The sequence below is a fragment of the Methanobrevibacter intestini genome (assembly GCF_047402955.1).
GTDB lineage: Archaea > Methanobacteriota > Methanobacteria > Methanobacteriales > Methanobacteriaceae > Methanocatella > Methanocatella intestini.
Genome location: NZ_CP187956.1, coordinates 880,954 through 907,174, shown reverse-complemented (window position 1 = coordinate 907,174; position 26,221 = coordinate 880,954). Strand labels below are relative to the sequence as shown.

The window sequence follows — 26,221 nt, the reverse complement described above, 5'->3', positions numbered from 1 at the left end:
CTTTACACTCCTTGGAAAAATTTTAATGATAATTATTATGATTTTTTTAACTTATATATTAGATAGTAAACTTTTATATATGAAAAAATTATAAAATTACTTTTAGTTACTAAAATTAAATTTTTAATATGGAGGTAATTTTCTTGGCATTTAAAGATTATTTTAAATTTAACAAAGATGAAACAACTTTTATGTTTATTGGAGGAAAAGGGGGAGTTGGAAAAACTTCAATTTCTTCAGCAACAGCATTATGGCTTGCAGAACAAGGTAAAAAAACATTAATTGTATCAACTGATCCTGCACATTCTTTATCTGACTCTTTGGAAGTGCCGATTGGCCATTATCCTAGAGAAATTAAAACAAATTTATTTGCAGTTGAAATAGATCCTGATGAAGCTATGGCTCAAAAACAAGCAGTTCTTGATGCTCAAAAAGCTAATTCCACTTCAGAAAGTTTAATGGGTTTAGACTTCTTATCTGACCAAATGGATATTGCATCCTCTTCTCCTGGTGCTGATGAAGCTGCTGCTTTTGAAGTATTTTTATCTGTCATGACTTCAAATGAATATGATGTTGTAGTATTTGATACTGCACCAACAGGACATACCTTAAGATTATTGTCATTCCCTGATGTAATGGACTCATGGGTAGGTAAAATGATGATGATTAAAGCAAAATTAGGTTCTGCAGCTAATTCTTTAAAAAATCTCATTCCATTTATGGATGCTGCTGATAATCCTCAAACTACTGAAGAGCTAAAAAGAACTAAAGAGCAAATTGATGAAGCTAAAAAAGTTTTATCTGATCCTGACAGAACCACATTTAAAATGGTTGTAATTCCTGAAGAAATGTCTATCTATGAATCTGAAAGAGCATTAGGTGCTTTAGAAAATTATAACATCACTGTAGATAGTGTAATTGTAAATCAGGTAATGCCGGATATTACAGATTGTGATTTCTGCCACTCCAGACACAGATTGCAGCAAAAACGTTTAGCTTTAATTGATCAAAAATTCCCAGAACAAATTATAGCTCAAGTTCCTTTATTTAAAGATGAAATTAAAGGTCAGGAAAAGTTATTGAATTTAGCTAAAATTTTATACGAAAATCAGGACAATACAGAAGTTAAACAGGAAGCTATTCAGCTTTAAAAAAAGAAATAAAAAGTTAAAATTAATATTTTAACTTAAATTTTTTTATTTTTTCAATTTATATACTATTTCTACTAAGAGAAATATAGCTATTAACACCCAAAAGATCATATTTAGAGTTCCAATATCTATTGGGAGCTGTAATCCACAAAGTTCTACCAGAATAATCAAAATTAATACAATAAATGTTAAAACATAAAGCACTTTTGATATTGTCGGTTCCTTTTGAAAGTTTTCTTTTATTTTTTTCCAATTATCTCCCATAGCATCACCATTTAATATTTTCCTAATTTTCTAGGAGTGTTGAGAGGATCCCAATATTCTTCATCAAAATACTGGTAGGTCTCTTCTTTAGTTAATTTTCTCACATTACCATTGCTTATATATTTCGCTTGGCTGCGGTTTAAGGAATTATCTGGGTTGATATGTACTTCAACATAATCTACTTCAGGGGTTCCTTTAGGAATTAAAAACAATTTGGTATCCTGGAAATAACCTGGTCTGCTTGGTGTAAAATGACTGTACCAGTAATGTGTGTCTTTTTCATCAGCAAAAGTGACTCTGATTTTATTAGCTACTGCTTGAAATGCTACAGCAAAGGTAGCTGGGAATAATACAATTGTTGAAATTCCTGAAACAGCTCCTCCAAGAATTTTTAGAGATAAAGCGCCGATATTGTACCCGATTATGGTTGCCGGATGGATATTTTTCATGAAATTATCAATATTTTTATTTATCTGGAATATTCCATTATCTATAGTTTCCCGGATATTTTTCAACTGTTTAGCTAAACTTTCTTCAAGTAATTTAGGAATTATGCATATTGTACATTCTCCTTTATCTGTTTTTTGAGTAGCTCCTTTATATGCAAAACCATCATCAACCAAAACAGTCTTGCAAATTCCTGTTGTTGTGTTTATGAGAAGTACAGATTTGCTTCCATTTTCACAAAATACATATATTGAATCTCCGCGATTAACAAGACTGACTTCTGACTTTAAAAGAGCATTTATCACTTCATCAAAAGAGCTAGTTATGTTATTGTTATAAATAATTCCAATTGGATTCATTACATACTGTTCTATTTTTGATAAAAATAATGAGGTCATAAAGTTAAATTCAGTTATTTTACTTGTATTTTTTCCAGTTGCAGACATTCCCATATTTGGATTAGCTATGTGAAGATAAAGTTTGTCATTATCAATTCCGCCTAAAACAACTGCTGTTTTTGTTCTCTGCCAGTTAAGAGATAAATTTTTAGCATATTTATCTGCATACAAATCGCTTAAATAAGCAGAATTCATACCAGCTAAAAACATTCCCTGGATATGTTTTAATTTATAGCTTGTTAAATAATCAAGTCCAAAAGCTAAGTTTTCTACATCTGTTTGGGTAATTTTAGAGTTAATAATAGCATATGACTGAAGTATTTCAAAGTTATTGTTTGTATTATACTTTGGATGAGTTCCGTAAGTTATATTTTCTGTTTTTTCAACTAGATTATTGTTAGTTTTAAATATGGTGCTGATTTTTTCATCAGTTATGTATCCAACGATTTTTTCTCTAGCTGTATTTAATGTCACGGTTTTATTGGTTGAGGTGAATTTTATTGGACTTATTTGGTTATTTGTAAGTTTTATATAATTAGTATTTAATTCAGTTTCGGGATTTAAACCATTAGCTAGTGCTAAATTATATCTGATTCCATATTCGTCAAATCCAGTAGTGTTAAATAGGAGACTTGCTCTTATTTCACCATTTTCAATGTAATTAATTCTCTCAGCCATTTTTCCCTCTTTATCTATTGTAACTCCAAATTGACTGATGTCTCTATCAGCAGTATTATAATAACGAATATGTGTGTAATTTTCACTGGAATAAATTAAAAGACCACTATCTTTTTGAATTCTAGTTGTTTTACCTGTTTTAATTTTAATTTCATCAAACGGTATGAAAACATATTTGTCATTAATTAAAACACTTGTTTTATTGTCTGTTTTATAGTTTGAAAGTGTATAATTTTTTAATCCGTTACTGACTTCAAAAATTTGTTTTTTTGGTAATTTTACAATTCCTTTTTCTCCAGCTTTAACTGTATAATTATTTTCAGCTTCTACTTTAGGAAGGGTTACATTTACATAATTGGGAATATCTATTTCATAAGTAAAATCTCTGTTTAAGTTTTTAGATATCTTTGTTGAATTTTCAGGGTGAACAATTATTTTATTTCCAATTTGAACATTCTTATAATAAGTGGTTATTATGTATTTTCCAGGGTTTAAGTTAATATTTAGAGATGCAATACTGTTTAAATTTGTAGTTTTAGTATAGAACACTCCATTTATATTAAATGTAACATTTTCTCCAGATCCTACAGGTTTTCCTTCGTTGGTTGTTACAAATGTTTTAAAAGCACTTCCATCTTTGAAATTCATTTCTAAATCACTGGTTTGAATTGTAGGTTTAACAAGTATGCTGTTTGAAACAAAACAATTCCTGTACATTGCTGTTATTATGTAATGGCCGGGATTTAAATTAATATTTAATGATGCATAACCTGTATTATCTGAGGTTTTAGTATAGAATACTCCGTTTATATTAAAAGTCACATTTGAATATCTGGCATAGCTGCCGTCTAAATTATGTAAGTAAACAGAGTATGCTTTTTTATTTTTGTAGTATTTAGCTAAATCGTAGTTACAGCTAATTGTTGCCAATACTGTTACTTTATTGGAGCGTTGTTCATTAGTTTTTGGATTATATGAAGTTATAATATATTTTCCCGGATCTAAATTTATGTTTAATTTAGCTATTCCTTCAGTATTTGTAGTTTTTTTATAAAATACTCCATTTATGTTAAATGTTATTTCAGTGTTGGTTAGTGGTGTTCCTTTATTGTCAGTAAATCCAACATAGTACTGTGTATCATTTTTATGGTATTTAACAATGTCGTCACCATTTATTGTAGGTTTAATTGTTATTTTGGAAGTTGAAGTTGATGGGTGATAAAAATCACAACCTTCAAATATCACTTTTGCCATATACTCTCCGGATTCTAAATTTAGGGATAACATAACCTGACCATTTGAATTGGTAATTTTGGTATAATTAGCTCCATTAATATTAATTATAACTTTAGCATTACTTATTGGGTGGTGCATATCGTTATTATTGTCAGTTAATGTTGCTATAAGTTTACTCCCATCTTTATAATGCATTTCAACTGGTGGTGAATTAATTACAGTTAATGTTTTAGCCTTTGGTGTGGAAAGTATTTCATTTTGAGGTTCTATATTATTTGTTCCTTGAAATTGGTGTTCATTAGTGTTTTCTAATTTGCTATTTATTGTTTGAGTTTCATTTTCAATTGTTGTGGCAGAAACAGTGCCTATCAAAAAAATAAATAGGAAAATGAAACTTATCAGGTTTATTTTTCTAATCATAGTATCTACCAGCTGTTAACTTTTTTTAAAAAATTAACACTTAAACTATGATTAACTAATTATAAAAGTTTTAATTTTAAAATCAAATGATAAATGCTTTTTAAAATGAATTTTAAAGGTAAATATTCCTAATAGATTATCATAATACACATGTAAGTAAATTCACTACTTGCAATATCTTTTAATGTAGATTGAACAATTTTTTCATCATCGTAACTTAAACGTTCACAGACAACTACCTGGCGGTTTTCATTTACTCCGTTATCTAATAGAAATTGTGCCATGTCTCTAACTTTTTTAGAAGGAAGCGCTATTGTTGTTTTACCGTTGTTTATAACTTTTAAAATGTCTTCAATGTTTTCTCTGCCATGAAAAGTCATAACATTTGCATTATCCCACTGAATGTGGTTACGGGCAGCAGCTAACTGAAGAGAGCTGATTCCTGGAATTACTTCTATTTTTTCTTTCGGGAAATTTTTATCATTGGCTATTCTTAAAACAGTATTTAAAACACCTGAAAATCCCGGATCTCCAGTGGATAATATTGATACAGTATTACCTTCAATAGCCAAATCCACTCCTTTTTCAAGTTTATCTAGTAAATCTTTCACATTAAATGCAAGTTTATTGTTGACATCATCAAATAAATCTATTGCTCTTGTACTTCCAACAGTGTAATCGCTACTTTTTACGGTGTCTATAGCTTTTTTAGTTAAATATTCACTTGATCCTGGACCGATTCCAATTATATAAATTTTATTTTCCATTTTATTCCTCTTTCAGTTTTTCCATTCCATTTTTTAAGAAGTCATATATTGATTTGGCTCCAACAAGCTCTTCAGGACAATCCCAATCAGAAGGGTATAATATAAAGGGTTTGGTTTGAGTTCCACCAAGTCCGCCATGGCTGCCTATCAGTTCTTCAAATGCACAGATATCTCCACTTTCAGGGTCATAAAAACTATTTACAAGAATATCTGGCATATTTTTAAAGGTATTATGTCTTTTAAGATGTTTCGAAGCATTTTTCCCGAAATTAGCTAGTGGATTTTCTCCGGTTATTTCATCACTTTCCAAATAATAAATACCATTTTCTCCAATAACCATTCCTCCGTTAGCTATTGAATTAACAAGTATAAATCCGATTCCGGGATGTTTCACAAGTCCTGGAATTAAATCGGGGAATAATGATATTATTTCCTCATAAGTTAATCTATTTTTCCATTGTGTTAAGTAAATCAGACCTAAGTTTCCAGATCCTAAAACAATCAATTCAGAGTCGGATGCTTTTTTAGTAGTGTGTTGTGAAGCTTCATATCCTCTAATATAATCCAGGCTGTCGTTATATTTTTTTCTAAGTTTTTGAATTTCTTCTGTTTTGCATAATTCATCGATTTTTAAAAGATCCATACTTTTTTCTTTAAAGTTTTGTAATGATTCATATTCATTAAATATGTCATAATTTTTTATAGTATCCATTTTTTCTTTTATATTTTCAATTGATTCATTTCTGGGAATATATGAATTTTTAAAGTGGTCTAATTCTTCATCTATTTTTAAGGATTTCATATCTTCAGGTAAAAATCTCCTTACAAAGTTTCCTAGAGTTATTCCGTATCTTTGTTTAAATGTAGCTCCGTTTCCCTGTCCGTGGTCTGAAAGAATTACAAAATCATAATGTCTTTTAGAAATACTTTCAGCATTTTCCAAACGGTTAATCTCTAAATCAATCTCTTTTAAAACACTCCAAACATCATTATCACGTATTCCGGAATGGTGGGCTACTTCATCATAACCTACATAAGTTGCATAAGCTGAATTTATTTCTCCATTAAGAATATCTCCAGCCAAAGTTTCTGTTACAACTTCTCTTAAAAATACATTTCCTCCGGCTCTTAATGTTGCATATATTATCCCTCTTTTCATTCTGGGACGTATGTTCTTGATTTTGTGAACTATCTGGGATTTTAATTCCTTAAGAATGTCCCATAAAAATAATACAAATATTCGCTGAAAGCTATTTGAGGTGGTAAATACAGAGTACCATGTTTTATTAAATAGTTTATCCAGTTCTATGATTTTGGATGATGTAAATATGAAATCATCACTATCTCCGCTGAACATATTTGCTCTACTGGCTCCATTATCACTTAATAATCCATTTCCATCAGATATTTTATTTTCAATTAATGGAGCGTGGGAGAAATTAGATGAAACTATGATTTTATTATTATTTTCTTTTTCAACCCATCTGTAAGCTATAATGTCTTTATTATTTCCATGTAAAATTCCCGCTTGACTTGCTCCTGTCTGACTTGATAAGTCAGTTTCCCATTCTTTTAGAGTATGTGTTTTATTTTCAATCCATCTTTTAAGTGTAGGCATATATCCTTTGCCAATAGCTTCATCTAAAATTTCTTTAGCTAATCCGTCAATTTCAATCATTATTACTCCGGAATATTTTCTAGCAGCTTTTTTGTCAGTATTAACTTTTTTAGAAAGTTTTTTGATGATATGTCTATTGTAAAAGTCAATATTAGCTATATTAAATATAAGTGTTGTAGCTATGTTTATGAATAATGTTGCGATTAAAGCTCCGCCTATTCCTATATTAACTTCTGGGAGATAATATGCAACTCCATAAAACATAAGTCCATTTAGAAGAAGTGCACCTATTCCAAATGTTATAATAAAAAACCTCATCAGTATTCTGGTAAAAATAGGCCATAATATTGTGTTTGCAATTGTTAATAAAAAGATTATAATTATTGCATTTGTCCAACGGCCCAAAACAAAATCATCACTAAGCATAGGCATAGCTAAAACTATTAATATATTAACTATTCCAATTGTAATTGAAGTTAGAATTATTTTAGCTTTATTAACATTTGACTGGTTTGTATTTTCCATAGGAATCTAGATAATTTCTATTTTTTGTTTTTCATTACTTTTTAAATGGAATAATGTTATTTCAGGTTTGCAGTTTATTCTCATCCAAAATGTATTTGTTCCAAGACCTCTGCTCGTATATTGAATCATATTTTTAACTTTATATTTTCCAACAGGATATCTGGTTGATTTAGGACCTCTAAATGGAGCTATATTGGTTCCAGGAATAATAAACTGTCCGCCATGTGAGTGTCCGGATATTTGAAGTCCGAATCTTCCGCTTTCAGAAGATATTTTAGCAAAGTCTGGTTCATGAGCAAGTAAAATAGCTGCTCCTTGGTTAGGTAATTTCTTTAAAACACTATCCAGATTATCAGCACCGACAGTATAACTGTCCACTCCTGCAATATTGAGCAGTTTTTCGTGATTGTCGTTTTTTTCAGATTTTTTAAGTGTGTATACATCATTGCTTAAATCTTTAACATCGGCTTTTTTTAAGATGTTTCTTATTTCACTGGCTCCAAGCCAATGGTCATGATTGCCTAAAACAGCTAATTTCCCGTCTTTTGCTTTTAATTTTTTAAAAGATTTTTTCAAATCCTCTTCATAGCCTTCTAAAATATATGAAACATAATCTCCGGTCAATGTTATCATATCTGGTTTTAAGGTATTTACATACTCAACAACTCCCTCTAAATACTCGGGATTTAACCATTGGCCAATATGTATGTCTGTTAAATTAATAATTTTATAATTGTTAAATGCAAGGTCTAAGTTGTTTAATTCAATATCAACATTAACAACATCAAAGAATTCTTTGTTAAATTCTGTTCCAAAGCTCATTTCTCTTGATTGTGTCATGAATTCCTGTAATCCTTGACGAACTTTTAGAGCAGAAGGTTTATTGCCATCCATGTTTTTTCACTTATGTTTTTTGTATTAGATTTATATAATTTAAATCTTAAATATATAATTAATTATTTATTTTTATTGTGATATTATGCTTCAAATTGCAGTTACTGGAAAACCAAATGTTGGAAAATCTTCATTCTTTAACTCTGCAACTTCTTCAAGTGTAGAAATGGCTAATTATCCATTTACTACTATTGATGCTAATAAAGCAGTTGCTCATGTTATTAGTGAATGTCCTTGTAAAGAATTGAATGTTACTTGTAATCCTAGAAATTCCATTTGTATTGATGGAAAAAGATTGTTGCCTGTTGAATTAATAGATGTTGCAGGTCTTGTTCCTGGAGCTCATGAAGGTAAGGGTTTAGGTAATCAATTTTTAGATGATTTGATGCAAGCTAAAGTTTTAATACATGTTATTGATGCTTCCGGTTCTACTGATGCTGAAGGACAAAGCGTAGAAGCCGGTTCTCATGATCCTTTAGATGATATTGAATTTCTGGAAGATGAAATTGTAATGTGGATGTATGGAATTCTTAACAGAAATTGGGTTAGACTTGTACGTAAAATTGAAGCTGAAAAATTAGACATAGCTAAAGTAATTTTTGACCAATTGTCAGGTACTGGAATAACTTTGGAAGATATTATTGAAGCTAAAAGAAAAGTTAATCCTGATTATACCAAATGGGAAAAAGAAGATTTCATGGAACTTATCCGTAATATATTGCATATAGCCAAACCAATGCTTATTGTAGCTAATAAAGCTGATTTACCAACTGCTGAGGAAAACATTAAAAGAATGCAGGAAAAATATCCTTATGTTATACCTGCATCTGCAGAATCTGAAATAGCTTTAGTTAAAGCAGCTGAATCTGGTTTAATTAGATATACTCCGGGAGATTCTGACTTTGAAATTTTAGAAAAAGATAAATTGTCAGATAATCAGCTTAAAGCTTTAGAATATATTAGAACTAATATTTTAGAAAAATATGGTGGAACAGGTATTCAAACAGCATTAAATGAAGCTATATTTGGTTTACTTAATATGATTGTGGTTTATCCAGTTCAGGATGAACATAAATACACAGATCAAAAAGGAAATGTTTTGCCTGATGGAATTTTAGTGCCTAAAGGTGCGGTTCCTAAAGAATTAGCTTATCTTGTTCATTCAGATATTGGGGATAACTTTATGCATGCAGTAGATGCACGTAAAAACATGAGAATTGCTGCTGATTATGAATTGCAAGATAAAGATGTTATAAGTATTGTTACAAGAGGTTAATTGCCTCTTCATGTAATATCTTTTTGAATTTGAGCATAAATCTCTTTTTTAACACTTTCTGGTTCATCTAATTCATTTAAAATTTTTCTTAAAGTATTCCACCATATGTCTTCAGGTGTAAGCCAATCAAGAGGCAATTGACCATAAACATCAAGAACTTTTTCATTAAACTCTGTGCTTTTCATAGTCTTAGTTTAGTTTAATAAATAGTATTTTCTTTTTCTAAGAGGATTTGAAAAGTATTTATAAAAAAAGTAAAAATAAGATTTTATTCTTTTAATAATTTTATTGCTTCGTTAGCTGCATAAACACAGCAGTCAACACATGGGGATTTGTCTTCTCCATTTTTTGAAATTATACCGCATTGAACTGAACCATATTCTTTTTTAAAAGCATCATATAATTTTTTAGCATCCATTTTTATTTTAATTTCGTCATCTTCTAAAAATCCCAATGCTATTAATGCTCCAGTTAAAGCACCACAGGTTCCTTCATCAAAAGTACCTCCAATTCCACCTGAAAATCCACTAGCTAATGCGCATAATCTGGCTTGACTCATTGGATGATTAACTACTTCACAAAGCCCCATGAGGGTTGATTGGGAACAACTTTTAAAAACACGATATTGTCTAATTTTTTCTTCTACTAATTCTGAATCTAAGTCCATGATATCATCTATAAAAAATAAAAATCAGGAAAAGTGTTTTCCCTACATTACATTAATAGTCTTCGAAATAAAAGTTTTCCATATCATATTCTTCTGGATTAAAATCATCCATATCTGATTCTGGAGACATATAATCTTCATTAAGGTCTTCAGGAATTTCAAATCCGGTTGTATTCATATCACCAGTTTGTGAATCAACAGTTATTACTCCTGCACTTTGTCCGTCTTGAGTTTCTATGTGAAAAGTGTATATTCCGTCATTTTCTTCTACACTGCTTATAGAACAATCAGTGTCTTGTAAATAATCATTTACCATTTGTTCACATTCTGATTGTGTGAGATTGTCTGGGCTGTCTTTAGCTATGTCCTCTGATGGTGTATCTGAAGTTATATTCGTATTATTTTCGATATTTATATTTTCTTCTTCATCGAAGTTAAAATTGTTATCTATAAGTGTATTGGTTTCACTTATGGAGGAAGCTATTGCTGTATTGTATAAATTAACATTGAATTCAGAATTGTCTACTAATATTATAAGCCCTGCCATAAGGTTGAAATCTTTATCTTTATCAAGATGTTTTTGACCTACTCCCATAACTCCGTGGTTTCTTTCAGATGGATGTCCATTACTGAAAATTACACTGTTTGCCATTTTAAGCACTAAATTTTGATCAGGAGCACCAACACAGATTCCTTCTTTTCCATTAGTTACTAAGATGTTTGTAGTATCACCTTGAGTAAATGCAACAGATTGTGGTGGTTGATCCGGTAAAGACACGATTTTTGCATTTTGTAAACTATTTAAGAAATTAACCATTGATTGGTTATCTTTAAAGGTGTGGATTGTTATTCCATATGTATTTTCTTTAAATCCGTCAGGTATTTGTATAAATTTAGCATCGTGAGGAACATTTATTTTTATTCCATCAAATGTATTTTGCTTCATATCGCCATCACTATTAATTACAGTTGCCCCAACACAGGTTAATGTAATAAGTATGGCGGCTATTGAAAGAATAATCGCTATATTTTTATTCATTTTATCTCCTTAATTTATTTAACATATTTTATATACATTAGATATATATTCTTTATACTATTAAAACTTAATTTTATAAATTAAGAAAATTTAATATTATATATAAAAAATTTAGTGAATAGGTGAAAAAATGCATCCAAGACCAAGTCCCATAGCTGCATCTCTTTATACTTTAAGAGACATGAATGTTGATGTTATTATAATGCATGGACCTCATGGTTGTTGTTTTAGAACTGGCAGACTTTTAGAAAGTGATGGTGTACGTGTTTTAACTACAGCAATGGCCGAAAATGACTTTATTTTAGGAGCTAGTGAAAAACTAGAGAATACATTAAAAGAAGCTTATGATATGTTTAAACCGGAGTTTATAGGTGTTGTAGGTACATGTGCCAGTATGATTATTGGTGAAGACTTAAAAGAAGCAATTGCTAATGCTGATTTAGATTGTACAGTTATTCCTGTTGAATCTCACGGAGGATTTGGTGAAGGAGATAATACCGAAGGAGCAATTATGGTTTTAGATTCTGCTGTCGAGTACGGGATAATTCCGCGTGAAGAGGCGGACCGTCAAATTGAAATGCTTAAAAAAGCCACTGAAATAGAAAAAACCAGAGGAATGGCTCAGGGAAAATACATTCAACCTAATTTTGGAGATAATAAGGAAGAGGTGGCTAAAAAAATCATAAAAGCATTAAGTGATGGTAAAAAAGTCGCATTTGTATTAAATGCTAAAAAAGAAACTTCCTATTTATTTGCAGATATTTTAAACTTTGATTATCGTGAAGTTAATCCGGAAAATAAACCAATAATTATAGCTAATTTAGATGAAAATATCGGCCTTTCAAGAATTAGAAATCATGCAGTTAATATTAAACAGGAGTTAAAAGCAGATATTGATTATATTACTGGTGGATTAGATGAGTATCCGGTAACTGGAAAAGCTGCTGCAGACTACTTAAAGAAAAACCCTGTTGATTTGTATGTTGTATGCGGTGTTCCTCATGCATTTCCTGTTGAAGAAATTGAATGTGAATCAATAGCTGTAACTGATGGGCCTCGTTTAGTTGAACCATTAAGAGATTTAGGTTATGATAATGTAGTTGCAGAACTTGATGCTCACTCAAAAACTTTAGGAACTGATAAAATTGTTTTTTCTGACTTTGGAGGAATGATTAGGTCAGCTATTGACTGGAAGTAGAATTATGATAACGATTATTGATTATAAAAGCGGAAATTTAAAAAGCATTTCCAACGGCTTTAAAAAAATTGGATGTGATGTTGAAATTACCAGCAGCATTGAGAAAATAGCTGACAGTGATTATCTGGTTCTTCCGGGAGTTGGAGCTTTTGGCAGTGCAATGGAAAATCTTGAAGAATTTAAAAAAGTAATTCATGAACATGTAGACAGTGATAAGGCATTTTTGGGAATTTGTTTAGGTCAGCAGGTTCTTATGGACTCAAGTGAAGAAAGTCCGAATGTTGAGGGTTTAAAATTATTTGAAGGTCAGGCACAATATCTTCCAGAAGGGCTTAAAATACCTCATATGGGCTGGAACAAATTAAATGTTGTTAAAGAATGCCCAATTTTGGAAGGTGTTGATAAAGAGTACTTTTATTTTGTTCATTCTTTTCATGTTGTTCCGGATAATGATGAAATAATTGCAGGCACTTGTAATTATGGAATTGATGTTGTTGCAGCATTAAGCAGAAATAATTTATTTTCAACACAGTTTCACCCGGAAAAAAGTGGAGTTGCAGGTTTAAAGATATTAAAGAATTTTGTTAATTTAGAATTATGATTGGAGATTGTATTTATGGATATTGAAGGTTTTGTAAGAAAAAGAATTGATGATTATGCATATGAAGATTTAACTGCTCTTTTAGCAAGTAGAATTAGAGAATACAAAGATTTGTCTGAAGAAAACTCATGTAAAATGGCTGAAGCTGTTATTGATGAAGTAAAAACTACTTTGGAATTAAATTCTCTTGATGATGATTTTTTAAAAGAAATTGTAGATATTCCAAAAGCAGATGTGGCTATGGGAAAAATGGGTGTAGGTTCTCGCGGAGCTGGAGATTTCTTTGTTCACAGAAAAATTGCAGAAATAGTTTCCAGTACAGATACAGCTTCATTGGTAAACCCTTCTGAACAGGATGATGGGGGAGTAGTTAAAGCACCAGTTAAAAATGATGAAGTTTATGTAACAACTGCAGTTGATGGAATACATTCTCGTTTAAGTGACTATCCGTTTTTAGGAGGATTCCATGTTACAAGAGCTACTTTAAGAGATGTTTGTGTAATGGGAGCAGATCCTGTAGCTATTTTAAGTGATGTTCATCTGGCAGATGATGGGGATGTTGGTAAGATATTTGATTTTACTGCAGGTGTAGCAGCAGTATCTGAACTTGTTGATGTTCCAATAGTGGCAGGAAGTACATTACGTGTAGGTGGAGACATGGTTTTAGGCGATAGATTTGTTTCTGCTGTAGGAAGTGTCGGGGTATCAGATTATCCTCCAACTGCAAGAAAAGGAGCAACTGAAGGTGATGTGATTTTACTTACAGAAGGTTCTGGTGGAGGAACTATTACAACAACTGCATTATATAATGGCTTTTTTGATGTAATATGGGATACATTAAATGTAAACTTTGTCCAGGCATCTCATGCACTTTTTGAAGCTGATTTAATTAAAGATATCCATGCAATGACTGACGTAACAAATGGGGGATTACGTGGAGATGCACATGAAATATCCAATACAACAGGAGTAGGTTTAGAGTTCTATGAAAAAGAAATTCGTGACTGCGTAGCTCCAAAAGTATTAAACATGCTTGAAACATTAAATATAGATCCGTTAGGTGTTTCAACTGATTCATTAATGTTGATTGCACCTCCTGAAATTGTTGGAGATATTAAAAAAGCAGTAGCTAAATATGATGTTCCTATTCGTGAAATTGGTAAGGTTGATAATTCTGGTGAACCAAACTTAATTAAAGAAGATGGAAATGTTGAAAAACTGGTTCCATTATTTAGGGAAGCTGCTTATACTAAAGTTAAAAAGTTCGTTGGAGATACAACACCTGAAGACTTTGAAATCATGAAGGAAAAAGTTCAAAAGGCATGTGACGAATCCATACTTAAAAAAGAAAAAGTGGTAAAACACATCCGTGAAAATTAACTTTTTCACACTTCTTTAAATTTTATCTATTTTTTATTATAATCCTTAATCATGAAAGATGAAAAAGGATATTTTTACATTATTGATGCATTTTTAGCTATTGTAATTTTACTTATAGCTATTTTGATGGTTAATTCAATTGTTTCTACTTCTAATCCTAATTATTCTAGCACTTCACATGACTTTAAATCGGCTCAAGACACAATGGAGTTATTAAGTGCTAAAATCAATTCTACAGACAGAGTTTTCATAGAAGATATTTCCAATATTTTAGATGAAAATCATAATTCAAAACACTCTGTAAGGGAAGTTTCTAAGTTATGTCGTGAGAAATTTGAGAAATTAAGTCTTAAGAATTATCAGTTTAAGGAAAACAATGTTTTGGGAGGAAAGGTATTGGCTAGCTCTGGAGCGGTAGGTGAAGATGTTAGTGTAGCTAGTCGTAGTTATGGAGATTATTCATATACATTATATATTTGGTAATATTGATTTGATTTTGAAAGATTGCTTTCTAAACTTAGGAATACTTTATATACTCCTTGTGATATAGTATATCTTGGAATAAAGTTTTTTTATTTTTTCTTTGTTCCCTTTCTTAAATAATATTTGAGAAAGTAAAAACATTTTTAAAGTGTTTTAAGTCGGAGAATAGTTTTTTCTAGATAATTTAATTTATCCTAGTATTTGATATTAAATAATCAAAACAAATTATCTCCTTTTTGATTTGTTAAATCACAAATGAAATTTTGCATGTATTGGTTTCATTTGGAATAAAATGGGATTTATAACTTTTTAAGACCTGATTGATGGGTTTTAAATTATTTTTCTCATTTTATTTAAAAAATATTGTTTTCACTTTAAATTGTTTATGTGCTTTTGTTTTTTTATAATACTTTTTAATAATTGTTGTATTTGTAAATAGAAAATTTTAAATAAGTTTTAAGTCATATTACTTATTACAAATTAGATTTTATTTAGGTGAAAATTATGGCAGCTCAGCATTTCGATAAGTTTTTTAAAGGGCTTGGAATAAGTGATGCTTTTAGTTTAATTAATATGATTCCTTTGAGGATGCTTGATATTAATCCAAAACAATTATCAACTCAAATGGTTAATTTTAATCCTACTGAGTTGATGGAAATAGATTTAAAGGCTTATCGTGCAGATTTAATTATGGAATTGGATCATGTGATTTTAATGTTTGAATTTCAATCGACACATATCTATTTGGATGATAAACGGCGATTTAATATTTATACTGCAATTAAAGATAGAGCTAGGTTTGGAGACAAACCAATATATATTATAGTATTTAGTACTGTAGAAGACACTAAAGTAATTGATTATAAAGTAAATCCAGTATCTAGTTTTAAAATATTGGTAATATCTTTAAAAGATTACAATGCAGGCGAAATTATAAATAATATTGAAATTAAAATAAAAAACAACCAAAAAATAAACCAGAACGAATTAATAAACCTTGCATTATCACCATTAATGACACTTGATGGCACAATAGCTCAACATTTGGAAAAAACAGTGCAAACACTAAGTAAGCTAAAAAAATCCATTAAAGAGAATTCAAAATTTGTATTTACTTTAACTTGGATATTAGTTGACAAATTCATCGAAGATGAAGAAACACGACAAAAATTAAGCAACATATTAAGTGATAACATGAGATTAATGGAAGAGTTCGGTCAGTCAAAATATGAAGCAGGCGAACAAAAAGGTGAACAAAAAGGTGAGAAGAGAGGAATTGTGAAGACGAGGCAGGAGATAGCTGTGAATTTATTGAAGGAGGGTTTGCCTCTGGAGTTAATTTCGCAAGTAACTGATGTGTCTGTAGAAAGATTGGAGCGGTTTAGTAATAATGGAAAATAATGATGTAGATAATTTATCTAAAGTGATGTAATATGAGTTTGATGGAAGAGTTCGGTCAGTCAAAATATGAAGCAGGTGAACAAAAGGGTGAGAAGAGAGGAATTGTGAAGGCTAGGCATGAGATAGCTGAGAATTTATTGAAGGAGAGTTTGCCTCTGGAGTTAATTTCGCAAGTAACTGGTGTGTCTGTGGGAAGATTGGAACTATTGAATTATTGTGAGAAACAAGATTGATGATTTAAATAGCTAAAAGAGAAATTATTGCTAAAAATAAAACATATCTATAAATCAGGTGTTAATATGGTTACTGTAGAGGAATTTGGTAAGGAAAAATATGAAGAAGGGTTTAGAAAAGGAATGTGGAAAGGAATTAAGGAAACAAAATTTGAAATAGCTAAAAAGTTAATAATAAAGGATGTTAGTTTGTATAACATTTCTTATGCCTGTGATATTGGTATGGCTACCTTAGGTGAATTAAAAGAATCATTGAAAAAATGATTCGTTTTTATTTTTTTATAAATGAAATATTATTTTTTTTAAATTAGAATAGGGGTTTAAATCAATAAATTATATTTTGTTTTTTTGTAAAGCTTTTTAATCAAATAAAATTCTTAAATAAAACAGTGCTTTTAAATACTATTAAAATCATAATATTGACTGATAACTATTTTTAATGTCGCCCCGATGGTGTAGTTTGGATAACACATAGGACTGCGGATCCTATTCCCCGGGTTCAAATCCCGGTCGGGGCATTATATAATTTTTTTAAATTCCGTGATACAATGTTAAATGCTAATACTTATGTAACTGATGAAGAAGGAATTGGCGGAACTATTAGGAATCAATATGAAGATTTTTATGTTGAAGAAATCCCTGAAGTGACTCCAACTGGTGAAGGACCTAATATTTGGATTTGGATTGAGAAAGTAGGTAGAACTACTTTAGATGTTGTTTTGGATATTGCAAGAGATTTGCACATTAGTAGAAAAAGAATGGGCTTTGCAGGAATGAAAGATAAAAAAGCCCGTACTCGTCAATGGATTTGTATATCTAATATGGAATCTGAAGAACAGTTTAGGCAAGTTAAGGATTTGGAAGGAACTATTTATAAAACTGATTTTTTAAAAGTTGTTCGTGGACGTAAAAAACTTAGAATGGGGCAGCTAAAGGGAAATAAATTCAGAATTCTTATCCGGGATATTGATGATATTGAAAAAAGTGCTGAAGTAGCTAATAATATTTTAAAGGAACTGGAAGTTACTGGTGTTCCTAATTACTTTGGATGGCAAAGATTTGGTAAACCAAGAACAAACACTCACCTGGTAGGTGAAGCTTTAGTTCAAAATGATTTAAAAGAAGCCGTTAGAAGATACATTGGAAATCCTACAGGTGAAGAACATGAAGAAAATCAGAAGGCAAGACAGGCTTATGATGATGGAAATTTAGAAGAATCTTTGGAATTTATGAGTAAAGGAATGCGTTATGAAAAAATGATGGTTCGTGAACTTATTAAAGATGCTAAAAAAGGACCATTAGATGATAAAGCTTATAAAAATGCATTATATGCACTTCCAAAACCTCTTCAGAGAATGTTTGTTCATGCATATCAGTCTTATTTATTTAATGATGCCGTTAGCAGAAGGGTAGCTATGGGAATTAACAGATATGTTGAAGGAGATATTATTATTGACAATGAAGAGAGAATTGTTCGTGATAAAACTCCTGAAGAATATCAGAAATTAATAGATAATTTTGAAGCTAATCCTACTTCTCCATTATATGGAACTAAAGTACCTTTTGCCGATGGTGAAGTTGGTGAAATGGAAAAATCAGTTTTAAATAGCTATAATTTAACTAAAGAAGATTTTGAAGTTCCTAAAATGCCTCGTTTAGGAAGTCATGGTTTAAGAAGGTCTATGAGAATTCAAGTTTGGGATGCTTCAGCTATTCCAACTGATGAAGGTGTTTTAACTGAGTTTTCTATAAATAGAGGTTCTTATGCTACAGCTGTTTTAAGAGAAGTTATGAAAAAAGATGTTGTCTAGATTTATAACTCTTTTTCATCTTTTAAATTTTTATTAAATTCATTAAAATCATTTACACATGTTTTTTTGGTTTTGAAATTTTCATATAATTCATTTTAATATGCTCTTTAATTTTAAGTAATAGTTCTTATAAAATTATATCAAAGAATTATTGCTTAAGTGATTTTTATGATTGACTGTAGAAATATTGCTAAAGGAAAAGATAGTGGAGAATTAATAGTAAGCAACGAACCAATTAGTTTTTTAGGTGGGGTGGATCCCGAAACTGGAATTGTAATTGATCCAAATCATGAACTTAAGGGTCAATCCATTAAAGATAAAGTTTTATTCATTCCCGGAGGAAAAGGTTCAACTGTCGGATCTTATGTTATATTTCAAATGAAAAAAAATAATACTGCACCTAAAGCCATCATATGTTTAAATGCAGAACCAATTATTGCTACTGGGGCTATAATGTCTGATATTCCAATGGTTGACTCTCCAGAAGTCACTGATAAACTAAAAAATGGTGTTTTAGTTGAAGTTGATGGGGACAATGGTAAAATAGCTATTTTATAAATAATGTGGTTATTATGGAAACTTTAATTAAAAATGTAAATATTTTAAATCCAAATGAAGAAATTCAAACTTCATGCAATGTTTTAATTGAAGATAAGCACATTAAACAAATATCTGGAAAGGAATTGTCTGTTAAAGACAATGTTAAAATCATTGACGGACAGGATAATTATCTGATGCCGGGCTTCATTGACTGCCATGCACATATTATGGCTAATGGCTTTCACAAAGAAGAAAACATGGCAAATCCTTTAGCACTACATTTTTACAATGCAATTAAACATGGAAAACAAACAGTTGATGCAGGGGTCACAACAATTAAAGACTGTGGCCCTGCAGATATTGGAGTTAAAATAGCTCAAAAAAAAGGTTTATTTATAGCTCCTAAAATGGAAATATCAGTCACTCCTTTAGTATCAACAGGAGGACACTTTGATTTATTTTTACCATCAGGTTTTGACATGGAAATAGTTTATCCGGGATTTCCTAAAGGAAGGTGTGACGGACCTCTGGAAGTTCTAAAAAAGACTCGTGAAATAAAAAGAGCAGGAGCAGACTTTATTAAAGTCATGGCTAGCGGGGGAGTCTTAACAACAAACACATCTCCAGATTATCCTCAGTTCAATGTTGAAGAACTTAAAACAATAGTTGATGAAGCTCATGTTAATGATTTAAAGGTTTCAGCTCACTGCCACAGTTTAAAAGGGATTAATAACTGTATAGATGCGGGATTTGATTCTATAGAACACGGAACATTCATTGATAAAAAAACATCTCGTAAAATGGCTGAAAATAATGTAAAATTAGTTCCAACAATGCTGGTTCATGATTTTTTATATCATAGTGGATTTCCTGCATGGGATAATTATGCAGCTGAAAAAACAGCCAAATTAAAAGAAATAGTTAAAGTTCACAAAGAAAATATAGCTGTAGCTTATGAAGAAGGAGTGGATTTATTAATGGGAACAGATAGTGGAGTAATTGCCCATGGACATAACCTGGAAGAATTAATTCATTTAACCGATGTTGGAATGAGTAATGATGAAGCTATAGCTAGTGGAACAATAAAAGCTGCAGAGTTCATTTGCAAAGAAGATTCATTAGGTTCAGTTAGTGAAAATAAAATAGCTGATTTAATTTTAGTCAATGGTAATCCTTTAGATGATGTAAGTATTTTAGCTGATAACGACAATATTCTAAAAGTTATTCAGGACGGATGTCTTGTTAAAGACATTTAATTTTCTTTTTTTAAACTTTATTTAGGCATGCATAAATTTTTATTAAAGAAGCATATAATTTATATATGTGTGATTATTACTTTTAACTAAAAATAATTTATTTAAAATTAGGTTGTGATATAATGGCAAAACTTAAAGAAATGGATTTGCCTATTGAAGGAATGCATTGTGCTTCTTGTGTTTTAAGTTTAAATAAAACTTTTGAAAAAGTTGAAGGAGTGGAATCAGTAGATGCAGATTTAGCTTCAAATAAACTGCATTTAACTGTCAATCCAAAAAAGCTTCCCTTTGATGAAATTGAAAGATTGGTTAAAAATTTGGGATTTGAACTTCACACTGATGAAGTTACTCTTAAACTTAATGGGATGCATTGTGCTTCTTGTGTCATGAATGTTGAAAACTTTTTAATACGTTTGGATGGCATTTTTGATGTTAAGGCAGATTTAACTTCACAAACAGCACGTATCAATTATGATAAAACAAAAGCAACTGTTAAAGACATGGAGGAAGTTATAAACTCTTTAGGATTTGAAGTACTTGGAATTGAAGGGCAACTTGAAATAAATGAAGATGAAATTTATAAAAATGATTTGAAGGATAAAAGAAATAGGATTATAGTTGGTTTTGCAGCATCTGCTGTTTTAATGGCTTTAATGTATATTCATTGGCATCCATTTGGATTATCTATGGGAATAATTTCTTTAATCATAAGTATTATCCCATTTCTTTATGTATCGTTACCTACACTTAAAGCAGGGTTCAACGGTCTTGTTCATAAGAATTTAAATATGGATGTAATGTATTCAATGGGTATAACTGTTGCATATCTTTCAAGTATTCTTGGAACATTTAACATTGTTCTTGATCATTCATTCATGTTTTATGAAACAGCTATTATGCTTCCATCATTTTTACTTATTGGTAGGTATCTTGAAGCAAGAGCTAAAAAGAAAACTTCTGATTCAATTCGTGAACTTATTGGTCTTCAGCCAACAGCAGCTACTTTAATAGAACTTGACGATGCTGGAAATATAGTATCTCAAAAAGAGGTGGATATTAAAGAAATTCAAATTGATGATACTTTACTTGTTCGTCCTGGAGATAAAATACCTGTAGATGGTGAAGTAATTGGTGGTCATTCTTATGTTGATGAATCAATGATTAATGGTGAACCAATTCCTAAAGCTAAAAGAGATGGTGAAGAAGTATTTGCAGGTACTATTAATCAGGAGGGCGTTTTACATATTAAAGCTAAAAAGATTGGTAGTGAAACTGTATTGTCAAATATTATTCGTTTGGTTGAAAAAGCTCAAAGTTCCAGACCTCCAGTTCAAAAACTAGCTAATACTGCAGTTAGTTATTTCATACCAACAATTTTAACAATAGCTGTCGTTGTATTCATGTTGTGGTACTTTGTATTTGACTCTACTTTGTTGTTTGCACTTACAACTTTAATTTCAATTTTAGTTGTAGCCTGTCCATGTGCATTAGGTTTAGCTACTCCGACAGCAGTAACTGTAGGTGTTGGCAGAGCTGCAGAATTTGGTATTCTGATTAAAAATGGCGATACTCTGGAAAATGCAGGTAAAATTGATGTAGCAGCATTTGATAAAACAGGAACCATAACTGAAGGTCAGCCGGAAGTGGATGATATTATCTGCTATGGAATCAGTGAAAATGAACTAGTTGAACTTGCAGCCAGTGTAGAGAAAAATTCAAACCACCCTATAGCTAAGGCAATTGTCAGAAAAGCAAATGACATGAATCTGGAACTTAATCAAACTTCATCATTTGAAAACATAACGGGAAAAGGTTTAAAAGCTCAAGTTGATGATAAAGATGTTTTAGCAGGAAATAAAAAGCTTTTGGAGTCTCAGAATATTGAAATTCCTCAAAGTGTTCTGGAAGAATATGAGAATTTAGAAAATCTTAGCAAAACTATAATTTTTGTAGCTATTGATGGTGCAGTTAAAGGTATTTTAAGCTTATCTGATAAAATTAAAGCTAATTCTAAAAGAACTATTGAAGAATTGCACAAAATGGGCATTGAAACATATATGCTTACAGGAGATAACAAGAAAACTGCATTAAATGTAGCTAGCCAAGTGGGTATTGATAATGTAAAAGCAGGAGTTTTGCCTGAAAACAAATTAGACATTGTTAAAAACCTTCAAAAAGAAGACAAAACAGTTTTATTTGTTGGAGATGGTATTAATGATGCACCTGCACTTACTCAGGCTAATATTGGTGTAGCTATGGGTAATGGGACAGATATTGCTATGGAAAGTGGTGATATTGTTGTGATGGAAGGAGATTTGGAAAATGTGGTTGCTGCTGTACAGTTTTCTAAAAAAGTAATGACTAGAATTAAAGAAAATTTATTCTGGGCATTTGCATATAATGTTATATTAATTCCACTTGCAGCTGGTGTGCTGTATGCCGGCTTTGGAATAATGTTCATGCCTGAATGGTCTGCTCTTGCAATGGCTTTAAGTTCAGTAACAGTTATATCCTTGTCACTTGCTCTTAAAGGATATGTTCCTGCAATAAAAAAGAAACAAAAAGTTAATTGATTTAATTGTCAATTAACTCTATTTTTAATTTTCCAAGTTTTGTAGCTAAGAAATTATAGAATATAGCTAAAAGACCGCCACCTATAACTCCGTTTATTAATCCACCAACAATATTGCCTAATGCTTGGTAAGCATCTCCGCCACTAACTAATGAAATGATAGCTAAAATAATGTTGAATACTAAGCTGATTACTGTTAATACAATAACTAAACTAAGTGGGTTAATGGAATTTAGAGAAGTCATTTCACTATCTTTAGATAAGTCTAGGACAATTCCTTTGCCTTTACTTCCAAGCAAATTATAGATGTAAGTTGCAATTAATGTAAATACAAAAGTTATAATAAATGATCCGACTATAATCATTGCAATAACTGATGGCTGCATTATAACTGCTGCAACTTGGTAAAGTGCAAATGCCATTACAGTTTGTCCACTAAACATTAAAGTTTGAACTATTGATGATAGTATAATTGGAACAATGAATATAGACACTGCACAAAGTAAAATAACAAGAATTGTTGTTATAATTGATGCAATAAGTGCAGTTGGCACAGTTGAAATTTTAGTAATTTCTTTGCCGTCTTTTAATTCAAAAGTAATTGGATTCATCCTTTTTGTTAACCAGTTGTAGAGATATCCTTCTGCAAATCTATTATATATAGAACACATTATAGTTCCAACAATTAGTGTTGGGATGATATAAGCCACTATTCCAATGCTTTGAGCATTTAATATACCTATAGCTACTAAAAGAATTATGGAGGCTAAAACTGAGAATAATACTCCAATCCCAGTTCCCATAATTGTGTATGATGTTATATCAATAGATTTTAAAATTTTTACATCACTCATGTATTTTTCACCTCATTTTACTTATTATGTCTATGTTCTATTTAAACCATTCTTTAGATTGTTCAAGTAATTCATTAATAATGGTTTTAGATGAACCGATATATGTATGGGGATTCATAATTTTTTCAACATCTTCAGGTGTTAGGTATTTTTGGACGTCTTCTTCTTCTAAAATAAGTTCTCCTAAAAGACCGCCTTCTTTATTAGCTTTAATAGCATTTCTCCTTACGATTCCATATGCAGTTTGTTTTCCCATTCCGCTTCTTGTAAGTTCTGCCATTAATCTTTCAGCCATAATTAATCCGTTAGTTAAGTTTAAATTTCTTTCAATATTCTCATCGTAGAATACTAAATTGCTCATTAATTTAATAGTTAAATTGAGGATGTAATCAGTTAAAATACAGCTTTCCGGAAACATTATTCTTTCACATGATGAATTGGTTAAGTCTCTTTCATGCCAGAGAGGGTTGTTGTCAAGTGCTGCATTTACAAATGATTTTACAATTCTTGCAATACCACAAATACGTTCTGCTGTAATTGGGTTCATTTTATGTGGCATTGTACTGCTTCCCACCTGTTTTTCAGGATCAAAGTATTCACCAAGTTCCATGAGTTCAGTTCTTTGGAGGCTTCTGATTTCTAGAGCTATTTTATCTAAAGTACTTGCAATATTAGCTAATGTTGAAATGAATTCCACATGATTGTCTCTTTGAACAACCTGGTTGGTAATTGTAGCTGCAGGTAATCCTAAGATATTAGCTACTTCTTTATGGATTTTCCATCCGTCTTCACCAAGAGCTGCTGTAGTACCAACTGCACCATCCATCATAGATACACAAACATTTTTTTGAGCATTTTCCAATCTTTCATATTGTCTGTGAAGTTCATCAGCCCAAATACCGAATTTCATACCATAGGTAGTTGGAAGTGCATGCTGACCATGGGTACGGCCAATGCAGACTTTATCGATATTTTCTTTAGTTAAATCAAGCATTATTTTAGTTAATTTTTCTACTTTTTCTTTTAAAACTTCAATTGAATCATTTAAAAGTAAAGAATTGGAGCTGTCTACAACATCATTTGAAGTAGCTCCGAAGTGGACATATTCTCCAGCATCATTATCACAAACTTCTCCAATAGCTTTAACTAATGCGGCTATGTCATGTTTAGTTTGAGCTTCAATTTCATCTACTCTTTCTAATTTAACATATTTGGTATTAGCTTTAGCTGCTATTTCATCTGCTACTTCCTGAGGAATTATGCCAAGTTTTCCTTCTGCCTGAGCTAGAGCAGATTCTACATCTAATTTTCTCTGTAATTTGTTTTCAGTTTCCCAAATGGATTTCATTTCAGGAGTACCATATCTGTATTCTATTGGATGTATAGCCATTTTATATCATCTCAGTTTTATTTAATAATATTAATATATTGATTTTTTTAGTATTTTATACTATTCTTAATTAAATCTTTTTTGATGAGTGGTGGTGGTTAAGTTTATAATATATGATATGAATATATATTAGTAAATTATTTTTTACTAAGTATAAAAAAACTTAGGTGATTTTTTGGAAACTAAAATTAAAGAATTTCGTAATGAAAAAGGATTAAGTCAACAAAAATTGGCAGATTTAACTGGTGTCACAAGACAAACAATAAATGCCTTGGAAAATGCTAGGTATAATCCTTCTTTACTTTTAGCCTTTAGAATAACTAAGATTTTAGATAAAGAAAACATTGAGGATGTTTTCATCATTGATGATGGTGAGTGAGAGATGATATTAGATATTTATAAAGATTCCTTTGAATATGCTTCTAAAAATGTAAAAAATCTCTTGATTTTAGGAGTGTTTTACTTATTTGGTTTTTTAGTCATTCCTATGTTCTTCATTTTAGGTTATAATTATAGAATTATTAAAATAGCTACTGAAGGAATGATTAATGGTGATGATGAACTTCCTGAATTCGAAAACTGGACTTTGATGCTAGTTGAAGGAATTAAATGTTTTGTTGTGTATTTAGGTTATTTGATTATTCCAATCCTTGTATTTTTGGGTATTCTATGGGGCTGTGGCCAAGCTAATAATCTTTCTTTAAGTATTGTTGGGTTTATAGTAGGGATTGTTATTTTATTAGTATTTGCATTGTATTCATTTTTAGCTATTTCTCATATGGCTACAAATGACGGATCAATGAAAGCGGCATTTGATGTAAAAGAAATAACAAATATTGCTAAGTCCATTGGGTGGACAAGATGCTTTACAACATATATTGGAATGGTAATACTTGTCAGTGTAATTATTTGTGTTGTTGTTAGTATAGTTTTAGCAGTTTTAATGGTTTTAGGAGTTGCTACTGTTTCTGCAGTTCCAGTAATGGGTGTAGCTACTGTAGCTGGTGTTGTATCAACTTTAATCATTAACTTTGTAATAACATTTATTGCAATGCCTTACTTACAGATATTCCAAAGTCGTTGTCAAGGTTTACTTTATAATATTAGGTGATTTTTCACCTC

Annotated in this window: 25 protein-coding genes and 1 tRNA gene; 16 read left to right on the top strand and 10 right to left on the bottom strand. The window is 30.7% G+C overall.

Going from position 1 to position 26,221, the window contains the following annotated elements; translation table 11 throughout:
* Positions 1-128 precede the first annotated feature (128 nt).
* Positions 129-1,151 carry an ArsA family ATPase gene (locus ACMC9J_RS04245; RefSeq protein WP_427003596.1) on the top strand — a complete coding sequence of 341 codons (1,023 nt, stop codon included), beginning with the start codon at positions 129-131 and terminating at the stop codon, positions 1,149-1,151.
* Between the two features lie 45 nt (positions 1,152-1,196).
* On the opposite strand, the gene ACMC9J_RS04240 is transcribed toward ACMC9J_RS04245, so the two are convergent.
* The 5 genes from ACMC9J_RS04240 to ACMC9J_RS04220 all read right to left on the bottom strand — a co-directional run bounded on the left by ACMC9J_RS04240 (position 1,197) and on the right by ACMC9J_RS04220 (position 8,398).
* Positions 1,197-1,415, bottom strand: a complete 219-nt coding sequence (locus ACMC9J_RS04240) for a hypothetical protein (RefSeq protein WP_427003595.1) — start codon at positions 1,413-1,415, stop codon at positions 1,197-1,199.
* Positions 1,416-1,426: 11 nt separating this feature from the next.
* Positions 1,427-4,594 carry an adhesin gene (locus tag ACMC9J_RS04235; protein WP_427003594.1) on the bottom strand — a complete coding sequence of 1,056 codons (3,168 nt, stop codon included), beginning with the start codon at positions 4,592-4,594 and terminating at the stop codon, positions 1,427-1,429.
* A gap of 128 nt (positions 4,595-4,722) precedes the next feature.
* Positions 4,723-5,361: a cobalt-precorrin-7 (C(5))-methyltransferase gene (locus ACMC9J_RS04230; protein ID WP_019265056.1), complete on the bottom strand. Its 639-nt coding sequence runs from the start codon at positions 5,359-5,361 to the stop codon at positions 4,723-4,725.
* 1 nt (position 5,362) lies between these two features.
* Positions 5,363-7,504 carry a phage holin family protein gene (locus ACMC9J_RS04225; RefSeq protein WP_427003593.1) on the bottom strand — a complete coding sequence of 714 codons (2,142 nt, stop codon included), beginning with the start codon at positions 7,502-7,504 and terminating at the stop codon, positions 5,363-5,365.
* 6 nt (positions 7,505-7,510) lie between these two features.
* Positions 7,511-8,398 (bottom strand): metallophosphoesterase, encoded by an 888-nt coding sequence (locus ACMC9J_RS04220; RefSeq protein WP_019266788.1) that lies wholly within the window; start codon positions 8,396-8,398, stop codon positions 7,511-7,513.
* A gap of 85 nt (positions 8,399-8,483) precedes the next feature.
* Here ACMC9J_RS04220 and ACMC9J_RS04215 point away from each other — a divergent pair, with 85 nt between their 5' ends.
* Positions 8,484-9,674 carry a redox-regulated ATPase YchF gene (locus ACMC9J_RS04215; RefSeq protein ID WP_019265053.1) on the top strand — a complete coding sequence of 397 codons (1,191 nt, stop codon included), beginning with the start codon at positions 8,484-8,486 and terminating at the stop codon, positions 9,672-9,674.
* A gap of 8 nt (positions 9,675-9,682) precedes the next feature.
* Here the strand turns inward: ACMC9J_RS04215 and ACMC9J_RS04210 are convergent, their stop codons facing one another.
* The 3 genes from ACMC9J_RS04210 to ACMC9J_RS04200 all read right to left on the bottom strand — a co-directional run bounded on the left by ACMC9J_RS04210 (position 9,683) and on the right by ACMC9J_RS04200 (position 11,380).
* Complete coding sequence (locus ACMC9J_RS04210; protein ID WP_019266787.1) at positions 9,683-9,859, bottom strand: hypothetical protein; 177 nt, start codon at positions 9,857-9,859, stop codon at positions 9,683-9,685.
* Between the two features lie 83 nt (positions 9,860-9,942).
* On the bottom strand, positions 9,943-10,341 hold the full coding sequence (locus ACMC9J_RS04205) for a C-GCAxxG-C-C family protein (RefSeq protein WP_094516125.1): 399 nt from the start codon (positions 10,339-10,341) through the stop codon (positions 9,943-9,945).
* 52 nt (positions 10,342-10,393) lie between these two features.
* The gene (locus ACMC9J_RS04200) at positions 10,394-11,380 is read right to left on the bottom strand and encodes a hypothetical protein (protein ID WP_427003592.1); all 987 of its coding nucleotides are present in this window, start codon (positions 11,378-11,380) and stop codon (positions 10,394-10,396) included.
* Between the two features lie 130 nt (positions 11,381-11,510).
* Between ACMC9J_RS04200 and cfbD the strand changes: the two genes are divergently transcribed.
* From cfbD to ACMC9J_RS04140, 12 genes are all read left to right on the top strand, one after another.
* Positions 11,511-12,578 carry a Ni-sirohydrochlorin a,c-diamide reductive cyclase catalytic subunit gene (gene cfbD / locus ACMC9J_RS04195; protein ID WP_427003591.1) on the top strand — a complete coding sequence of 356 codons (1,068 nt, stop codon included), beginning with the start codon at positions 11,511-11,513 and terminating at the stop codon, positions 12,576-12,578.
* Positions 12,579-12,582: 4 nt separating this feature from the next.
* Complete coding sequence (gene hisH / locus ACMC9J_RS04190) at positions 12,583-13,179, top strand: imidazole glycerol phosphate synthase subunit HisH (protein WP_019265048.1); 597 nt, start codon at positions 12,583-12,585, stop codon at positions 13,177-13,179.
* 15 nt (positions 13,180-13,194) lie between these two features.
* On the top strand, positions 13,195-14,559 hold the full coding sequence (locus tag ACMC9J_RS04185) for an AIR synthase-related protein (protein WP_019265047.1): 1,365 nt from the start codon (positions 13,195-13,197) through the stop codon (positions 14,557-14,559).
* 51 nt (positions 14,560-14,610) lie between these two features.
* Positions 14,611-15,042 (top strand): hypothetical protein, encoded by a 432-nt coding sequence (locus tag ACMC9J_RS04180; protein WP_019265046.1) that lies wholly within the window; start codon positions 14,611-14,613, stop codon positions 15,040-15,042.
* A gap of 504 nt (positions 15,043-15,546) precedes the next feature.
* Positions 15,547-16,443: a hypothetical protein gene (locus ACMC9J_RS04175; RefSeq protein ID WP_400223112.1), complete on the top strand. Its 897-nt coding sequence runs from the start codon at positions 15,547-15,549 to the stop codon at positions 16,441-16,443.
* Between the two features lie 32 nt (positions 16,444-16,475).
* Positions 16,476-16,676, top strand: a complete 201-nt coding sequence (locus ACMC9J_RS04170) for a hypothetical protein (protein WP_019268432.1) — start codon at positions 16,476-16,478, stop codon at positions 16,674-16,676.
* A gap of 66 nt (positions 16,677-16,742) precedes the next feature.
* Positions 16,743-16,940 carry a hypothetical protein gene (locus ACMC9J_RS04165; protein ID WP_019265043.1) on the top strand — a complete coding sequence of 66 codons (198 nt, stop codon included), beginning with the start codon at positions 16,743-16,745 and terminating at the stop codon, positions 16,938-16,940.
* 180 nt (positions 16,941-17,120) lie between these two features.
* Positions 17,121-17,194, top strand: a tRNA-Arg gene (locus ACMC9J_RS04160).
* 30 nt (positions 17,195-17,224) lie between these two features.
* A complete protein-coding gene (gene truD / locus ACMC9J_RS04155) occupies positions 17,225-18,487 on the top strand; it encodes a tRNA pseudouridine(13) synthase TruD (protein WP_427003590.1) in 1,263 nt (420 codons plus the stop codon).
* A gap of 168 nt (positions 18,488-18,655) precedes the next feature.
* Positions 18,656-19,045: a DUF126 domain-containing protein gene (locus ACMC9J_RS04150; protein ID WP_019265042.1), complete on the top strand. Its 390-nt coding sequence runs from the start codon at positions 18,656-18,658 to the stop codon at positions 19,043-19,045.
* A gap of 14 nt (positions 19,046-19,059) precedes the next feature.
* Positions 19,060-20,283 (top strand): metal-dependent hydrolase family protein, encoded by a 1,224-nt coding sequence (locus ACMC9J_RS04145; RefSeq protein ID WP_304130329.1) that lies wholly within the window; start codon positions 19,060-19,062, stop codon positions 20,281-20,283.
* Between the two features lie 122 nt (positions 20,284-20,405).
* Positions 20,406-22,856 (top strand): heavy metal translocating P-type ATPase, encoded by a 2,451-nt coding sequence (locus ACMC9J_RS04140; protein ID WP_427003589.1) that lies wholly within the window; start codon positions 20,406-20,408, stop codon positions 22,854-22,856.
* Position 22,857: 1 nt separating this feature from the next.
* Here ACMC9J_RS04140 and ACMC9J_RS04135 read toward each other — a convergent pair whose 3' ends face one another.
* The gene (locus ACMC9J_RS04135; RefSeq protein ID WP_019266778.1) at positions 22,858-23,709 is read right to left on the bottom strand and encodes a hypothetical protein; all 852 of its coding nucleotides are present in this window, start codon (positions 23,707-23,709) and stop codon (positions 22,858-22,860) included.
* A gap of 37 nt (positions 23,710-23,746) precedes the next feature.
* Entirely contained in the window at positions 23,747-25,099 is a 1,353-nt protein-coding gene (gene purB / locus ACMC9J_RS04130) for an adenylosuccinate lyase (protein WP_019267967.1), read from the bottom strand.
* Positions 25,100-25,274: 175 nt separating this feature from the next.
* Between purB and ACMC9J_RS04125 the strand changes: the two genes are divergently transcribed.
* Together ACMC9J_RS04125 and ACMC9J_RS04120 are read left to right on the top strand one after the other, a co-directional pair.
* Entirely contained in the window at positions 25,275-25,478 is a 204-nt protein-coding gene (locus tag ACMC9J_RS04125) for a helix-turn-helix transcriptional regulator (RefSeq protein WP_004032788.1), read from the top strand.
* 3 nt (positions 25,479-25,481) lie between these two features.
* On the top strand, positions 25,482-26,210 hold the full coding sequence (locus ACMC9J_RS04120; protein WP_019265037.1) for a DUF4013 domain-containing protein: 729 nt from the start codon (positions 25,482-25,484) through the stop codon (positions 26,208-26,210).
* Positions 26,211-26,221 lie beyond the last annotated feature (11 nt).

Coding starts and splice junctions, on each gene's coding strand:
- ACMC9J_RS04135 (WP_019266778.1), bottom strand. CDS start 23,709: ATGAGTGATGTAAAAATTTTAAAATCTATTGATATAACATCATACACA.
- ACMC9J_RS04140 (WP_427003589.1), top strand. CDS start 20,406: ATGGCAAAACTTAAAGAAATGGATTTGCCTATTGAAGGAATGCATTGT.
- ACMC9J_RS04230 (WP_019265056.1), bottom strand. CDS start 5,361: ATGGAAAATAAAATTTATATAATTGGAATCGGTCCAGGATCAAGTGAA.
- cfbD (WP_427003591.1), top strand. CDS start 11,511: ATGCATCCAAGACCAAGTCCCATAGCTGCATCTCTTTATACTTTAAGA.
- ACMC9J_RS04215 (WP_019265053.1), top strand. CDS start 8,484: ATGCTTCAAATTGCAGTTACTGGAAAACCAAATGTTGGAAAATCTTCA.
- ACMC9J_RS04185 (WP_019265047.1), top strand. CDS start 13,195: ATGGATATTGAAGGTTTTGTAAGAAAAAGAATTGATGATTATGCATAT.
- ACMC9J_RS04200 (WP_427003592.1), bottom strand. CDS start 11,380: ATGAATAAAAATATAGCGATTATTCTTTCAATAGCCGCCATACTTATT.
- ACMC9J_RS04210 (WP_019266787.1), bottom strand. CDS start 9,859: ATGAAAAGCACAGAGTTTAATGAAAAAGTTCTTGATGTTTATGGTCAA.
- ACMC9J_RS04170 (WP_019268432.1), top strand. CDS start 16,476: ATGAGTTTGATGGAAGAGTTCGGTCAGTCAAAATATGAAGCAGGTGAA.
- ACMC9J_RS04145 (WP_304130329.1), top strand. CDS start 19,060: ATGGAAACTTTAATTAAAAATGTAAATATTTTAAATCCAAATGAAGAA.
- ACMC9J_RS04150 (WP_019265042.1), top strand. CDS start 18,656: ATGATTGACTGTAGAAATATTGCTAAAGGAAAAGATAGTGGAGAATTA.
- ACMC9J_RS04245 (WP_427003596.1), top strand. CDS start 129: ATGGAGGTAATTTTCTTGGCATTTAAAGATTATTTTAAATTTAACAAA.
- ACMC9J_RS04220 (WP_019266788.1), bottom strand. CDS start 8,398: ATGGATGGCAATAAACCTTCTGCTCTAAAAGTTCGTCAAGGATTACAG.
- purB (WP_019267967.1), bottom strand. CDS start 25,099: ATGGCTATACATCCAATAGAATACAGATATGGTACTCCTGAAATGAAA.
- ACMC9J_RS04240 (WP_427003595.1), bottom strand. CDS start 1,415: ATGGGAGATAATTGGAAAAAAATAAAAGAAAACTTTCAAAAGGAACCG.
- ACMC9J_RS04165 (WP_019265043.1), top strand. CDS start 16,743: ATGGTTACTGTAGAGGAATTTGGTAAGGAAAAATATGAAGAAGGGTTT.
- ACMC9J_RS04205 (WP_094516125.1), bottom strand. CDS start 10,341: ATGGACTTAGATTCAGAATTAGTAGAAGAAAAAATTAGACAATATCGT.
- hisH (WP_019265048.1), top strand. CDS start 12,583: ATGATAACGATTATTGATTATAAAAGCGGAAATTTAAAAAGCATTTCC.
- ACMC9J_RS04225 (WP_427003593.1), bottom strand. CDS start 7,504: ATGGAAAATACAAACCAGTCAAATGTTAATAAAGCTAAAATAATTCTA.
- truD (WP_427003590.1), top strand. CDS start 17,225: ATGTTAAATGCTAATACTTATGTAACTGATGAAGAAGGAATTGGCGGA.
- ACMC9J_RS04175 (WP_400223112.1), top strand. CDS start 15,547: ATGGCAGCTCAGCATTTCGATAAGTTTTTTAAAGGGCTTGGAATAAGT.
- ACMC9J_RS04180 (WP_019265046.1), top strand. CDS start 14,611: ATGAAAGATGAAAAAGGATATTTTTACATTATTGATGCATTTTTAGCT.
- ACMC9J_RS04120 (WP_019265037.1), top strand. CDS start 25,482: ATGATATTAGATATTTATAAAGATTCCTTTGAATATGCTTCTAAAAAT.
- ACMC9J_RS04235 (WP_427003594.1), bottom strand. CDS start 4,594: ATGATTAGAAAAATAAACCTGATAAGTTTCATTTTCCTATTTATTTTT.